At 68.7% G+C, this 13,458-nt stretch carries 12 protein-coding genes; 11 read left to right on the top strand and 1 reads right to left on the bottom strand.

Features of this window, described 5'->3' with window-relative positions:
• The first annotated feature begins 6 nt into the window (after nt 1-6).
• The 11 genes from ACFYO2_RS19120 (at nt 7) to glmS (ending at nt 12,716) form a co-directional block, all read left to right on the top strand.
• A complete protein-coding gene (locus ACFYO2_RS19120) occupies nt 7-1,167 on the top strand; it encodes an acyl-CoA dehydrogenase family protein (RefSeq protein ID WP_388350052.1) in 1,161 nt (386 codons plus the stop codon).
• 390 nt (nt 1,168-1,557) lie between these two features.
• A complete protein-coding gene (locus ACFYO2_RS19115) occupies nt 1,558-1,956 on the top strand; it encodes a hypothetical protein (RefSeq protein ID WP_388350050.1) in 399 nt (132 codons plus the stop codon).
• Nucleotides 1,957-2,190: 234 nt separating this feature from the next.
• On the top strand, nt 2,191-3,237 hold the full coding sequence (locus ACFYO2_RS19110; RefSeq protein WP_388350048.1) for an ABC transporter substrate-binding protein: 1,047 nt from the start codon (nt 2,191-2,193) through the stop codon (nt 3,235-3,237).
• A gap of 132 nt (nt 3,238-3,369) precedes the next feature.
• Nucleotides 3,370-4,236, top strand: a complete 867-nt coding sequence (locus tag ACFYO2_RS19105) for a siderophore-interacting protein (RefSeq protein ID WP_388350046.1) — start codon at nt 3,370-3,372, stop codon at nt 4,234-4,236.
• 206 nt (nt 4,237-4,442) lie between these two features.
• Nucleotides 4,443-5,885, top strand: a complete 1,443-nt coding sequence (desA, locus tag ACFYO2_RS19100) for a lysine decarboxylase DesA (RefSeq protein ID WP_388350044.1) — start codon at nt 4,443-4,445, stop codon at nt 5,883-5,885.
• On the top strand, nt 5,869-7,149 hold the full coding sequence (locus ACFYO2_RS19095) for a lysine N(6)-hydroxylase/L-ornithine N(5)-oxygenase family protein (RefSeq protein ID WP_388350042.1): 1,281 nt from the start codon (nt 5,869-5,871) through the stop codon (nt 7,147-7,149). The genes desA and ACFYO2_RS19095 overlap by 17 nt, the downstream gene beginning before the upstream one ends.
• Nucleotides 7,146-7,724, top strand: coding sequence for a GNAT family N-acetyltransferase (locus ACFYO2_RS19090; protein ID WP_388350040.1), 579 nt, complete (start codon nt 7,146-7,148; stop codon nt 7,722-7,724). Before ACFYO2_RS19095 ends, ACFYO2_RS19090 begins: the two co-directional genes overlap by 4 nt.
• Nucleotides 7,721-9,490 carry an IucA/IucC family protein gene (locus ACFYO2_RS19085; protein ID WP_388350038.1) on the top strand — a complete coding sequence of 590 codons (1,770 nt, stop codon included), beginning with the start codon at nt 7,721-7,723 and terminating at the stop codon, nt 9,488-9,490. The genes ACFYO2_RS19090 and ACFYO2_RS19085 overlap by 4 nt, the downstream gene beginning before the upstream one ends.
• Nucleotides 9,491-9,595: 105 nt before the next feature.
• Nucleotides 9,596-10,474, top strand: coding sequence for a DUF4429 domain-containing protein (locus ACFYO2_RS19080; RefSeq protein ID WP_388350036.1), 879 nt, complete (start codon nt 9,596-9,598; stop codon nt 10,472-10,474).
• A 153-nt stretch (nt 10,475-10,627) separates the two neighbouring features.
• Complete coding sequence (locus ACFYO2_RS19075; RefSeq protein ID WP_266439235.1) at nt 10,628-10,885, top strand: hypothetical protein; 258 nt, start codon at nt 10,628-10,630, stop codon at nt 10,883-10,885.
• Nucleotides 10,886-10,898: 13 nt separating this feature from the next.
• Nucleotides 10,899-12,716 (top strand): glutamine--fructose-6-phosphate transaminase (isomerizing), encoded by a 1,818-nt coding sequence (gene glmS, locus ACFYO2_RS19070; RefSeq protein WP_388350034.1) that lies wholly within the window; start codon nt 10,899-10,901, stop codon nt 12,714-12,716.
• 145 nt (nt 12,717-12,861) lie between these two features.
• Here the strand turns inward: glmS and ACFYO2_RS19065 are convergent, their stop codons facing one another.
• Nucleotides 12,862-13,425 carry a GPR1/FUN34/YaaH family transporter gene (locus ACFYO2_RS19065; protein WP_388350032.1) on the bottom strand — a complete coding sequence of 188 codons (564 nt, stop codon included), beginning with the start codon at nt 13,423-13,425 and terminating at the stop codon, nt 12,862-12,864.
• Between the last annotated feature and the right edge of the window lie 33 nt (nt 13,426-13,458).

The following is a 13,458-nucleotide window of genomic DNA, read 5'->3' as shown; positions in this document are numbered from 1 at the left end:
CCTGTCATGGACCACCGTCTCTCCCCAGAGCTGGAGGAACTCCGCCGCACGGTGGAGGAGTTCGCCCACGACGTCGTCGCCCCCAAGATCGGCGACTTCTACGAGCGGCACGAGTTCCCGTACGAGATCGTCCGTGAGATGGGCCGCATGGGCCTGTTCGGGCTGCCGTTCCCCGAGGAGTACGGCGGTATGGGCGGCGACTATCTCGCCCTCGGCATCGCGCTGGAGGAACTGGCCCGCGTGGACTCGTCGGTGGCGATCACGCTGGAGGCCGGCGTCTCACTGGGCGCCATGCCGATCCACCTGTTCGGCACGGAGGAGCAGAAGCGGCAGTGGCTGCCGCGGCTGTGTTCCGGCGAGATGCTCGGCGCGTTCGGTCTCACGGAGCCGGACGGCGGCTCGGACGCGGGCGCGACCCGGACGACGGCCCGGCTCGACCCGGAGACCGACGAGTGGGTGATCAACGGCACCAAGTGCTTCATCACCAACTCGGGCACGCACATCACGGGCCTGGTCACGGTCACGGCGGTGACGGGCCGCAAGCCGGACGGCAGACCGCGGATCTCCGCGATCATCGTCCCGTCCGGCACCTCCGGCTTCACGGTCGCCGCCCCCTACTCGAAGGTCGGCTGGAACGCCTCGGACACCCGTGAGCTGTCCTTCTCGGACGTCCGCGTCCCGGCGGCGAACCTGCTGGGCGAAGAGGGTCGCGGCTACGCCCAGTTCCTGCGCATCCTCGACGAGGGCCGTATCGCCATCGCGGCGCTGGCCACCGGTCTGGCCCAGGGCTGTGTGGACGAGTCGGTGAAGTACGCGAAGGAACGGCAGGCCTTCGGCCGTCCGATCGGCGCGAACCAGGCCATCCAGTTCAAGATCGCCGACATGGAGATGAGGGCTTACACGGCCCGCCTCGCCTGGCGTGACGCGGCCTCCCGCCTGGTCTCCGGCGAACCCTTCAAGAAGGAGGCGGCCCTGGCCAAGCTCCACTCCTCCACCATCGCCGTCGACAACGCGCGGGACGCCACCCAGATCCACGGCGGCTACGGCTTCATGAACGAGTATCCGGTCGCCCGTATGTGGCGCGACTCCAAGATCCTGGAGATCGGGGAGGGCACGAGCGAGGTCCAGCGGATGCTGATCGCGCGGGAGCTGGGCCTCGCGGGCTGACGCCCGGTCTTCCCGCAACCGCCCACGGGGCTGTTCGGGGTGCAGTGATGCTCTTCCCGGGTGGCATTCCGGCGCGGGACCGCGCGGTAGCGACGTGGCGGGGAATCCTCGACCCGACCACGGCCGTCGAACGCGTCGAGGGAGTCCCGTTTCCGCCCGTTCTGTGCAAGGGCGAGCAGACACCTCTCGGCACTCCGCGGCCTCGCTCGGAAACGAGAGGAATGAATGCGCATGCAGCACAAGCGCGGGGGCCGGAGTCGCCTCACCTGGGCTGGGAGAAGTATCGCCGCAGTGACCGGGGCTCTCATCGCCGGGGCTCTCATCGCCCCGGCCGCGGTTGCTCAGAGCGGTGCCCCCCACAGGGGCGACCGATGCAACCCGCCTCGCGGGGTGAGTGCCGAAGCCCTGGACTTCGGCGCGCCTGGTCTCAGGGGCACCGTGTTCAGCGTGGCGAACGACCGCAAGGGCAACGCCTACCTGAACGACAGCCGGACCCCGAGTGTCTGGGTGAACCTCGACTGGGTCGACGGCACCCCGTCCTGCGTGGTGGACACCGCCGTGTCGACTGTGGAGGGGGGGGTGGCGGCCCCGACGGTCGTTATCACCCTGCTGTCCAGGTTCGGAGTCGCCTACGAGGCCACCTGCGCCATCACGGCCACGCCGTTCACCTCGACGAACATCGCGGCGGCGTGCGGTGCCGGATTCACCGCGCTTCCGAACACGCCCGTGGGCGGTCTCGACGCCCTCGAGCACCGGCACGACCACCACCGTGACCACCACCGTGGGTGAACGCGGATAGCACCTCTCGGCCGCCCTCAGTGTCTCCGCGCCGTGTGCGCAGGGGCGCTGAGGGCGGCCTCTTTCGCAAGGAAGGCAGGACTCGCGGACCGGGGTCCCCCCACCTCACGGAGTGCGCACAGGTTCGAACGAGGAGCACCCGCCCCTGGACAGTTGATGAGGTTAGGCTAACCTACATTCGAATTGTCCGGCGGGCGCTCCGCCCCGTTCGAAAGCAGCCTCACCATGTCCAACGCCCGTGCCACCCACTTCACCCGCCGCGGCATCCTCGCCGCGGGCGGCGCCCTCGGCCTCGGTGCCGTGCTCGCAGCCTGCGGTGACGACGACGAGAAGAGCGGTGGTTCGAGCGAGGAGACCACGGCCGCCAAGTCAGGCCCGTGGACCTTCAAGGACGACCGCGGCACGACCGTGAAGCTGGACAAGGCCCCCGCGAACATCGTCGCCTTCACCGGTGTCGCCGCCGCCCTCCACGACTACGGCATATCGGTCAAGGGCGTGTTCGGCCCGACCAAGACCGCGGACGGCAAGGCCGACGTCCAGGCCGGCGACATGGACATCAGCAAGGTCACCGTCCTCGGCAACGCGTGGGACCAGTTCAACGTCGAGAAGTACGCGGCCCTCGCACCCGACGTGCTGATCAGCACGATGTTCGACGACGCCGGCACCCTCTGGTACGTCCCCGAGGCGTCGAAGGACAAGATCGCCCAACTCGCCCCGAGCGTCGGCATCTCCGTCTACGACCGCCAGCTCACCGCGCCGCTGCAGCGCATGTGGGAGCTCGCCGAGTCGCTGGGCGCCGACATGACGGCCGCCGCCGTCACCGACTCCAAGAAGAACTTCGAGGCGGCCGCCACCCGCCTGCGCGCGGCCGCCAAGGCCAAGCCCGACATCAAGGTGATGGCCGGTTCCGCCAGCGCGGAGCTGTTCTACGTCTCCGGCACCAACCTCTCCATCGACCTGGAGTACTTCAAGGCCCTCGGCGTGAACTTCGTCGAGCCGCCGGAGAGCGCCAAGAAGGTGGGCGGCGGCTGGTTCGAGTCGCTGAGCTGGGAGAACGTCGACAAGTACAAGGCCGACATCATCATGATGGACGACCGTTCCTCGACCATCCAGCCGGCCGACATCACCGAGGCCACCTGGAAGCAGCTGCCCGCGGTCAAGGCGGGCCAGGTCATCGCGCGCTCCCCCGAGCCGATCCTGTCCTACGACAAGTGCGTGCCGCTGCTCACCAGCCTCGCCGAGGCGCTGGAGAAGGCGAAGAAGGTCAGCTGATCAGGGGTGGCTGAGCTTTGCCGGGTGACGGCGGGCCGGTTGTGGCTGGTCGCGCACCGCGGCGAAGCCGCATATCGGCCCAGCCCCGAGCCCCCAGGTACCTGTACCTGACGTCGATTCAGGAGTCACCGCATGACCACGGCCGCGGCCGCCCCGTTCCGTTTCTTCTCCCTCCAGGTCGTACGGACGAGGCGGCTCGGCCCGTCTCTGGTCCGGGTCACCTTCGACGGCCCCGACCTGCGCGACTTCCACTCCGACGGACAGGACCAGTCGCTGTCCCTCTTCCTGCCGCACCCCGGCCAGAGCGAGCCCCGCGTGCCGATCGAGCTGGGTGAGGGCTGGTGGCAGAGCTGGCGCGAACTCCCGGACGAAGAACGGGCGGTGATGCGTTCGTACACGCTCCGCTCGCTGCGGCGGGACGCCGACGGCCACACGGCGGAGATCGACATCGACTTCGTCCTGCACGGCGTGGAGCCGGGCGCGGCCATCGAAGCCGGCCCCGCCTCCCGCTGGGCCGCGGGTGCCGCCGCCGGTGACAAGGTCGCCCTGCTGGGCCCGGCGGTCGCGGACAACCGGGCGATCCGCTTCCGCCCGCCCGAGGACACCGACCTGGTGGTGATCTGGGGGGACGAGACCGCCGTACCGGCCGCCTGTTCCATCGTCGAGTCGTTGCCGGCGGGCCTTGGCGCCCGGGTCTGGCTGGAGGTCCCGCACGCCGGTGACATCCAGGACGTGGTGACGGAGGCGGACGCCGAGATCACCTGGCTGGTCCAGGAGGAGAAGGGCACCCAGAGCTCCCCGCTGGCCCTCAGCGCCCTGCGCGACGCTCAACTCCCGCCCTCCGAGCACCCGTACGTCTGGATCGCGGGCGAGTCCGGGTGTGTGAAGGAGCTTCGCCGGCACTTCGTGCGCGAGCGCGAGTTCGACCGCCGCAGAGTCACCTTCGTCGGCTACTGGCGGCAGGGCCTGACCGAGGAGCAGCTGCGCGAGCAGGAATGACCCGATACGTCGAACTCGCCACCCTCTACGCCCGACTCGCGACCTGTACGTCCAACTCGCGTACGACAGGGCCGTGTTCAGAGTGACGGCAGTCACGGCAGGGGCCGGGTTTCGGCAGCGCCACTTAGGTTAGGCTAACCTAAGTTGAGCCGAGGCTCCGCCCCGCTCCCCAGCCCCACGGACTGTCCCCACCGGAGGACTTGCACATGCGCTCGCACCTGCTCAACGACACGACCGCGGAGCACTACCGCCGCTCCGTGACCGAAGGAATAGAGCGGGTGGCGGCCAAACTCGCCACCACCTCCCGTCCGTTCACCGGCGTCACGGTCGACGCCCTCTCCCCGCGCATCGACGAGATCGATCTCGACAAGCCCCTGCACGACACCGTGGCGGTGCTCGACGAGCTGGAGGACGTCTACCTCCGGGACGCGGTCTACTTCCACCACCCCCGCTACCTCGCCCACCTCAACTGCCCGGTCGTCATCCCGGCCGTGGTCGGCGAGGCGGTCCTCTCCGCGGTCAACTCCTCCCTGGACACCTGGGACCAGTCGGCCGGCGGCACCCTCATCGAGCGCAAGCTCATCGACTGGACGACCGCCCGCATCGGCCTCGGCGAGAACGCAGACGGCGTGTTCACCTCCGGCGGCACCCAGTCCAACCTGCAGGCCCTGCTGCTGGCCCGTGAGGAGGCCAAGAGCGACAGCCTGGCCAAGCTGCGCATCTTCGCCTCCGAGGTCAGCCACTTCAGCGTGAAGAAGTCCGCGAAACTGCTCGGCCTCGGCCAGGACTCCGTCGTGTCGATCCCCGTCGGCGCCGACAAGCGCATGCAGACCGTCGCCCTCGCCCGTGAGCTGGAGCGCTGCAAGCAGGACGGCCTCGTCCCCATGGCCGTCGTCGCCACCGCCGGCACCACCGACTTCGGCTCCATCGACCCGCTGCCCGAGATCGCCGAGCTGTGCGAACAGTACGGCGTGTGGATGCACGTGGACGCCGCATACGGCTGCGGACTGCTCGCCTCGGTCAGGTACCGGGACCGTATCGACGGCATCGAGCGCGCCGACTCGGTCACCGTGGACTACCACAAGTCCTTCTTCCAGCCGGTGAGTTCGTCCGCCGTGCTGGTCCGGGACGCGACCACGCTGCGCCACGCCACGTACCACGCGGAGTACCTCAACCCGCGCCGCATGGTGCAGGAACGTATCCCCAACCAGGTCGACAAGTCCCTGCAGACCACCCGCCGCTTCGACGCGCTCAAGCTGTGGATGACGCTGCGCGTGATGGGCGCCGACGGCATCGGGCAGCTCTTCGACGAGGTCTGCGACCTGGCGGTGGAGGGCTGGCAGCTCCTTGCCGCCGACCCACGCTTCGACGTCGTGGTCGAGCCGACCCTCTCCACCCTCGTCTTCCGCTACATCCCGGCCGCCGTCACCGACCCGGCCGAGATCGACCGCGCCAACCTGTACGCCCGCAAGGCCCTGTTCGCCTCCGGCGACGCGGTGGTCGCGGGCACCAAGGTGGGCACCCGCCACTACCTGAAGTTCACCCTGCTCAACCCCGAGACGACGACCGACGACATGGCCGCCGTACTCGATCTGATCGCCGGCCATGCCGAGCAGTACCTGGGAGAGTCCCTTGACCGCGCTTCCTGAATCAGCCCACAGTTACGACTTCGTGGGGATCGGGCTCGGCCCGTTCAACCTCGGCCTGGCCTGTCTCACCGAGCCCATCGACCAACTCGACGGCCTCTTCCTGGACTCGAAGCCCGACTTCGAGTGGCACGCGGGCATGTTCCTGGAGGGCGCCCACCTCCAGACGCCGTTCATGTCGGACCTGGTCACCCTCGCCGACCCGACCTCGCCGTACTCCTTCCTCAACTACCTGAAGGAGAAGGGCCGGCTCTACTCGTTCTACATCCGCGAGAACTTCTACCCGCTGAGGGTCGAGTACGACGACTACTGCCGCTGGGCCGCGAACAAACTGAGCTGCGTCCGTTTCAGCACGACGGTCGCGGAAGTGACGTATGACGAACGGTCCGAGCTGTACGTCGTGAAGACCACGGCCGGTGAGGAGTTCCGCGCCCGCCGTCTGGTCCTCGGCACCGGCACCCCGCCCTACATCCCCGAGGCCTGCCAGGGCCTGGGCGGCGACTTCCTGCACAACTCCCGGTACGTGCAGCACAAGGAGCAGTTGCAGAAGAAGGAGTCGATCACCCTCGTCGGCTCCGGCCAGTCCGCCGCCGAGATCTACTACGACCTGCTCAGCGAGATCGACGTCCACGGATACCGGCTGAACTGGGTCACCCGCTCGCCGCGCTTCTTCCCGCTGGAGTACACGAAACTCACGCTGGAGATGACCTCCCCGGAGTACATCGACTACTACCACGCGCTGCCGGAGAAGACCCGATACCGCCTCACGAACGAGCAGAAGGGCCTGTTCAAGGGCATCGACGGCGACCTGATCAACGAGATCTTCGACCTGCTCTACCAGAAGAACCTCAGCGGCCCGGTCCCCACCCGGCTGCTCACCAACTCCTCGCTGAACAGCGCCAGGTACGAGAACGGCACCTACACGCTGGGACTGCGCCAGGAGGAGCAGGAGAAGGACTACGAGATCGACACCCAGGGCCTGGTCCTGGCCACCGGCTACAAGTACGCCGAGCCGGAGTTCCTCAAGCCCGTCCGCGACCGACTGCGCTACGACTCCCAGGGCAACTACGACGTCGCCCGCAACTACGCGATCGACGTGACCGGCCGGGGCGTGTTCCTGCAGAACGCCGGCGTCCACACGCACAGCATCACCAGCCCCGACCTGGGCATGGGCGCGTACCGCAACAGCTACATCATCCGAGAGCTGCTCGGCAGCGAGTACTACCCGGTCGAGAAGACCATCGCGTTCCAGGAGTTCTCCGTATGACCCCCACCACCGGCACCCACACCGACATCGGCCCCCTCACCCTCCGCCCCCTCGACCCCCTCAAGGACGCCGAGCTGGTGCATTCCTGGGTCACCCACCCCAAGGCGGCCTTCTGGATGATGCAGGACGCCAGACTGGAGGACGTCGAGCGCGCGTACATGGAGATCGCCGCCGACGAGCACTGGCACGCCCTCCTCGGCCTGCACGACGGCGTGCCCGCGTTCCTGATGGAGAAGTACGACCCCGCCCACCACGAGCTGGTCGGGCTGTACGAGCCCGAGCCCGGCGACGTGGGCATGCACTTCCTGGTCGCCCCCACCGACCGGCCCGTGCACGGGTTCACCCGCGCGGTCATCACGGCCGTGATGGCGCACCTCTTCGAGGACCCGGCGGTGGAACGTGTGGTCGTCGAGCCGGACGTGTCCAACAAGGCCGTCCACGCCCTGAACGAAGCCGTCGGGTTCGTGCCCGACCGCGAGATACAGAAGCCGGAGAAGAAGGCGTTGTTGAGCTTCTGCACCCGGGAGCGCTTCTTGAACAGGCACAGCTACGCGGCGACGGCGGTGTCCGCATGAGCCTCGCCGACGCCGTGGCCCACCTCTCCCCCGAGCGCTGGGAGACGGCCAACCGCCAGTTGATCCGCAAGGCCCTGGCCGAGTTCGCGCACGAGCGGCTGATATCGCCGGAGAAGGACGGGGACGAGTACGTCGTACGGAGTGACGACGGCCTGACCCACTACCGCTTCTCCGCCACCCGCCGCGCCCTCGACCACTGGCAGGTGGACGCCGACTCGATCACCCGCACCCGGGGCGGCGAGGAACTCCCCCTCGCGGCCCTGGACTTCTTCATCGAGCTGAAGAACACCCTCGGTCTGAGCGACGAGATCCTGCCGGTCTACCTGGAGGAGATCTCCTCCACCCTCTCCGGCACCTGCTACAAGCTCACCAAGCCGCAGATCCCGGTGGCGGAGCTGGCGCGATCCGGCTTCCAGGACATCGAGACCGGCATGACCGAGGGCCACCCCTGCTTCGTCGCCAACAACGGACGGCTCGGCTTCGGCATCCACGAGTACCTGTCGTACGCCCCCGAGACCGCGAGCCCGGTCCGGCTGGTGTGGCTGGCCGCGCACCGCTCGCGGGCGGCGTTCACGGCGGGGGTCGGGATCGAGTACGAGTCGTTCGTGCGGGAGGAGCTGGGCGAGGCCACGGTAGAGCGCTTCTCCCGGACGCTCAAGGACCAGGGGCTGGAACCGGAGGACTACCTCCTCATCCCCGTCCACCCCTGGCAGTGGTGGAACAAGCTCGCCGTCACCTTTGCCGCCGAGGTCGCCCGCGGGCACCTCGTGTGCCTGGGCGAGGGCGACGACGAGTACCTGGCCCAGCAGTCCATCCGGACCTTCTTCAACAGCACGCACCCCGAGAAGCACTACGTGAAGACGGCCCTGTCCGTCCTCAACATGGGCTTCATGCGCGGGCTTTCGGCCGCCTACATGGAGGCGACCCCGGCGATCAACGACTGGCTCGCCCAGCTCATCGAGGGCGACCCGGTGCTGAAGTCGACGGGCCTCACGATCATCCGGGAGCGGGCGGCCGTGGGCTACCGGCACCTGGAGTACGAACAGGCGACGGACCGCTACTCGCCGTACCGCAAGATGCTCGCCGCGCTGTGGCGCGAGAGCCCGGTGTCCTCCCTCCAGGACGGCGAGTCCCTCGCGACCATGGCCTCCCTCGTCCACCTGGACCACGAGGGCGCGTCCTTCGCGGGCGCCCTGATCGAGCGGTCCGGGCTGACGCCGACGGAGTGGCTGCGCCGCTACCTGCAGGCGTACTTCACCCCGTTGCTGCACAGCTTCTACGCCTACGACCTGGTGTTCATGCCGCACGGCGAGAACGTCATCCTGGCCTTGAAGGACGGCGTGGTCCAGCGCGCGATCTACAAGGACATCGCCGAGGAGATCGCCGTCATGGACCCGGAGGCGGTGCTGCCGCCGACGGTCGAGCGGCTGCGCGTCGACGTCCCCGAGGACAAGAAGCTCCTGTCGATCTTCACGGACGTCTTCGACTGCTTCTTCCGCTTCCTCGCCGCGAACCTCGCCGCCGAGGGGATCCTGGAGGAGGACGCCTTCTGGCGCACGGTCGCCGAGGTGACCCGCGACTACCAGCACTCGGTGCCCGAACTCGCCGACAAGTTCAAGCGGTACGACATGTTCGCCCCCGAGTTCGCGCTGTCCTGCCTCAACCGGCTCCAACTGCGCAACAACAAGCAGATGGTGGACCTCGCGGACCCGGCCGGGGCACTGCAGCTGATCGGCAACCTGGAGAACCCGATCGCGGGGCTGTAGGAGGCCCACACAGACGGGCGGGCAGCCCCGGAGTACGGCCCTTCGGGGGTGCCCGTCTCTTTTGCCCGGCCGTGTCCGGCCCGGCGGCAGTGGAACAATCCCCTCATGGCGGAAATCCTCCAGAAGGACGGCACGTGGGTCTTCGACGGCGACGCCCTGCGGCTGACCCCGGGAAGAGACAAGAACGTCAGCCTGCTCCGCAGGTCGCTGGGTGAACTCGTCGTCCCGCTGGGCGCGTTGGCGGGCGTCTCGTTCGAGCAGGGGAAGAAGACCGGACGGCTGAGGCTGCGCCTGCGCGACGGCTCCGATCCGCTGCTGCACGCGACCGGCGGCCGGCTCGCCGAGCCGCACGACCCGTACCAGCTGGTCGTCGAGTCCGACCGCTACGGCGTCGCCGAGTACTTCGTGGAGGAGGTCCGCAACTCCCTGCTGCTGGACCAGGTCCCGGCCGATCCGGTCGACTCCTACCTGCTGCCGGGCCCGGCCGTGCCGCTGTCCGTCTCCGCCGGGGACGGCACCGCGAGCTTCGACGGCGAGCAGATCCGCCTGGAGTGGAACTGGAAGACCGAGGACGCCAAGGCCGCCGCCGGCCCCCGCACCCTCGCGGTCACCGACCTCGCCGCCGTGGAGTGGTATCCGGCGGCCGGCCTGGAGAACGGCTACCTCCGCTTCACCGTGAAGAACGCCCCCACCAAGGCCCCGCCCAAGTACGACCCCAACTCCGTGGAGCTGTGGGGCTTCAAGAAGGACCCGCTGATGGCCCTGGTCGCGGCCGCCGTCCAGGCCCGGCTGCCGCATCCGGCGGCCGCCTCCAAGGACGTACGACAGCCGGAGCTCAAGGCACTCGCCGCGCCCGCGGCCGCCGAGGACGGCCACGACGCCCTGCTACGACGGCTGCGCGAGCTCGGCGAGCTGCACCGCACGGGCGTCCTGACGGACGACGAGTTCACGATGGCCAAGCAGGCGATCCTCAAACGGATGTAGCCGTCCGGGGGTCTCCGGGAGTCGAGGACCGCCTGCCTGCACGCTGGTGAATCGTGACAGATTCAACGTTCTCCCAAAGAGTTCCAACAGCCACTTGCCCGAAATCGGGCAGATTCCTTGCGAAAGCGCCGCCGGTACCCCAGGATCTACCGGGTGCACGACGAACTTGTTGATCATCTGACGCGATCCACGCCCCTCAGCCGGGGCGAGGCACTGCGGGTGGTCCAGGACGTGCTCGCCTACTTCGACGAGACGACCGAGGAGTACGTCCGTCGCCGCCACCGCGAGCTCCAGGCACAGGGCCTGGTGAACGCGGAGATCTTCGGACGGATCGAGGCGGACCTGAAATACCGGGCGGTCGCACCACCGGAGCTCTCGCTCCGACAGCTGCGCCGCATGGTCTACGGCTAAGGGACACATCTGTATGTGCGGAATCGTCGGATACATCGGGAAGCGTGACGTCGCGCCCCTGCTCCTGGAGGGCCTGCAGCGCCTGGAGTACCGCGGCTACGACTCGGCGGGCATCGTCGTCACCTCCCCGAAGGCGGCCGGCCTGAAGATGGTCAAGGCCAAGGGCCGGGTCCGCGACCTGGAGGCCAAGGTCCCCGCCCGCTTCAAGGGCACGACCGGCATCGCCCACACCCGCTGGGCCACCCACGGCGCCCCCTCCGACGTGAACGCCCACCCGCACCTGGACGCCGAGGGCAGGGTCGCTGTCGTCCACAACGGCATCATCGACAACGCCTCCGACCTGCGTCGCAAGCTGGAGGCGGACGGCGTCGAGTTCCTCTCCGACACCGACACCGAGGTCCTCGTCCACCTGATCGCCCGCTCGCAGGCCGAGAAGCTGGAGGACAAGGTCCGCGACACGCTGCGGGTCATCGAGGGCACGTACGGCATCGCCGTCCTGCACGCCGACTTCCCCGACCGGATCGTGGTCGCCCGCAACGGCTCCCCGGTCGTCCTCGGGATCGGCGAGAAGGAGATGTTCGTCGCCTCGGACATCGCCGCCCTGGTCGCCCACACCCGGCAGATCGTCACCCTCGACGACGGCGAGATGGCCACCCTCAAGGCCGACGACTTCCGCACCTACACCACCGAGGGCACCCGCACGACGGCCGAGCCGACCACCGTGGAGTGGGAGGCGGCCTCCTACGACATGGGCGGCCACGACACCTACATGCACAAGGAGATCCACGAGCAGGCCGACGCCGTGGACCGCGTGCTGCGGGGCCGCATCGACGACCGCTTCTCCACCGTGCACCTCGGCGGCCTGAACCTGGACGCCCGTGAGGCGCGCCAGATCCGCCGCGTGAAGATCCTCGGCTGCGGCACCTCGTACCACGCGGGCATGATCGGCGCCCAGATGATCGAGGAGCTGGCCCGCATCCCCGCCGACGCCGAGCCCGCCTCGGAGTTCCGCTACCGCAACGCGGTCGTCGACCCCGACACCCTGTACATCGCCGTCTCCCAGTCCGGTGAGACCTACGACGTGCTGGCCGCCGTCCAGGAGCTGAAGCGCAAGGGCGCGCGGGTCCTCGGCGTGGTGAACGTGGTCGGCTCGGCGATCGCCCGCGAGGCCGACGGCGGCGTCTACGTCCACGCGGGCCCCGAGGTCTGCGTGGTCTCGACGAAGTGCTTCACGAACACCACGGTCGCCTTCGCGCTGCTCGCCCTGCACCTGGGCCGCACCCGCGACCTCTCCGTCCGGGACGGCAAGCGGATCATCGAGGGGCTGCGGAAGCTGCCCGCGCAGATCTCCGAGATGCTGGAGCAGGAGGACGAGATCAAGAAGCTGGCCGCGGAGTACGCCGAGGCCCGCTCGATGCTCTTCATCGGCCGCGTCCGGGGCTACCCGGTGGCCCGTGAGGCCTCCCTGAAGCTCAAGGAGGTCTCCTACATCCACGCCGAGGCCTACCCGGCCTCCGAGCTCAAGCACGGCCCGCTGGCTCTGATCGAGCCGGCCCTCCCGACGGTCGCGATCGTCCCCGACGACGACCTCCTCGAGAAGAACCGCGCCGCCCTGGAGGAGATCAAGGCCCGCAGCGGCAAGATCCTCGCGGTCGCCCACCAGGAGCAGGAGAAGGCCGACCAGACGATCATCGTCCCCAAGAACGAGGACGAGTTGGACCCCATCCTCATGGGCATCCCCCTCCAACTCCTCGCCTACCACACGGCATTGGCCCTGGGCAGGGACATCGACAAGCCGAGGAACCTGGCGAAGTCAGTGACGGTGGAGTAAACGCCCCTGAAGGGGCGCGGGGAACTGCGCACCAGCCCCCACACACCCGCGGAGGCCAAGCAAGAGGACGGACCCCCACGTGTTGCCACCAACCACGGGGGGTCCGTCTCATCGCCGGGGGCCGCCCAACCCCCAGCCGGCGCAGCTAACCGGTGGCCGTCACGCCCCGGCGAGCGGCACGTCGCGGAACAGCCGTCGGCCAGTGGGCCAGGGCTGCCGTCGCCGCATACCAGGCCACCGCCCCCGCCGCCACGGCGAACCAGCCACCGACCTTGGCGAGACTGTCGTTCTCGGCGAAGTTCGCGACAGCGAGCAGCACCAACGACACGACGAACAACCCGTACGTACCCTTGGCGAGTTGGTCGCCCACAGCGACCGTGAGGGACAGCGCCACGAGGGCGAACAACAGCAGGAACAGTCCGGCCGCGTTGGCGGACACCTGGTTGTCGGCGGAAACCGCCCACGTGAACCAGAGCGCGCCGAGCGCCGAGAACGCCGTACCACCGACGGAGTCACCGTCGCGGAACGCCATGAGTCCGGCGACGAAAAGGGCGACTCCGCCCACGTACTGGGCAATTGACACGGCGTCGGCCGCCGTCACGCCGTCGATCACGTCGGTGTATCCGAGGCCCACGGCCAACAAGGTGATGCCGAGCGCGAGTCGGCCGACGATCGTGGTGGTGCTTCCCGCAGAGACGTCGTTGTCCACGGCGGGCTCCCTTCATGCATGTGCAGGGTGTGC

This window comes from Streptomyces sp. NPDC006602 (genome assembly GCF_042870385.1).
GTDB lineage: Bacteria > Actinomycetota > Actinomycetes > Streptomycetales > Streptomycetaceae > Streptomyces.
The sequence above is the reverse complement of the archived record's forward strand: the minus strand, read 5'-3'. Positions and strand labels throughout refer to the sequence as shown.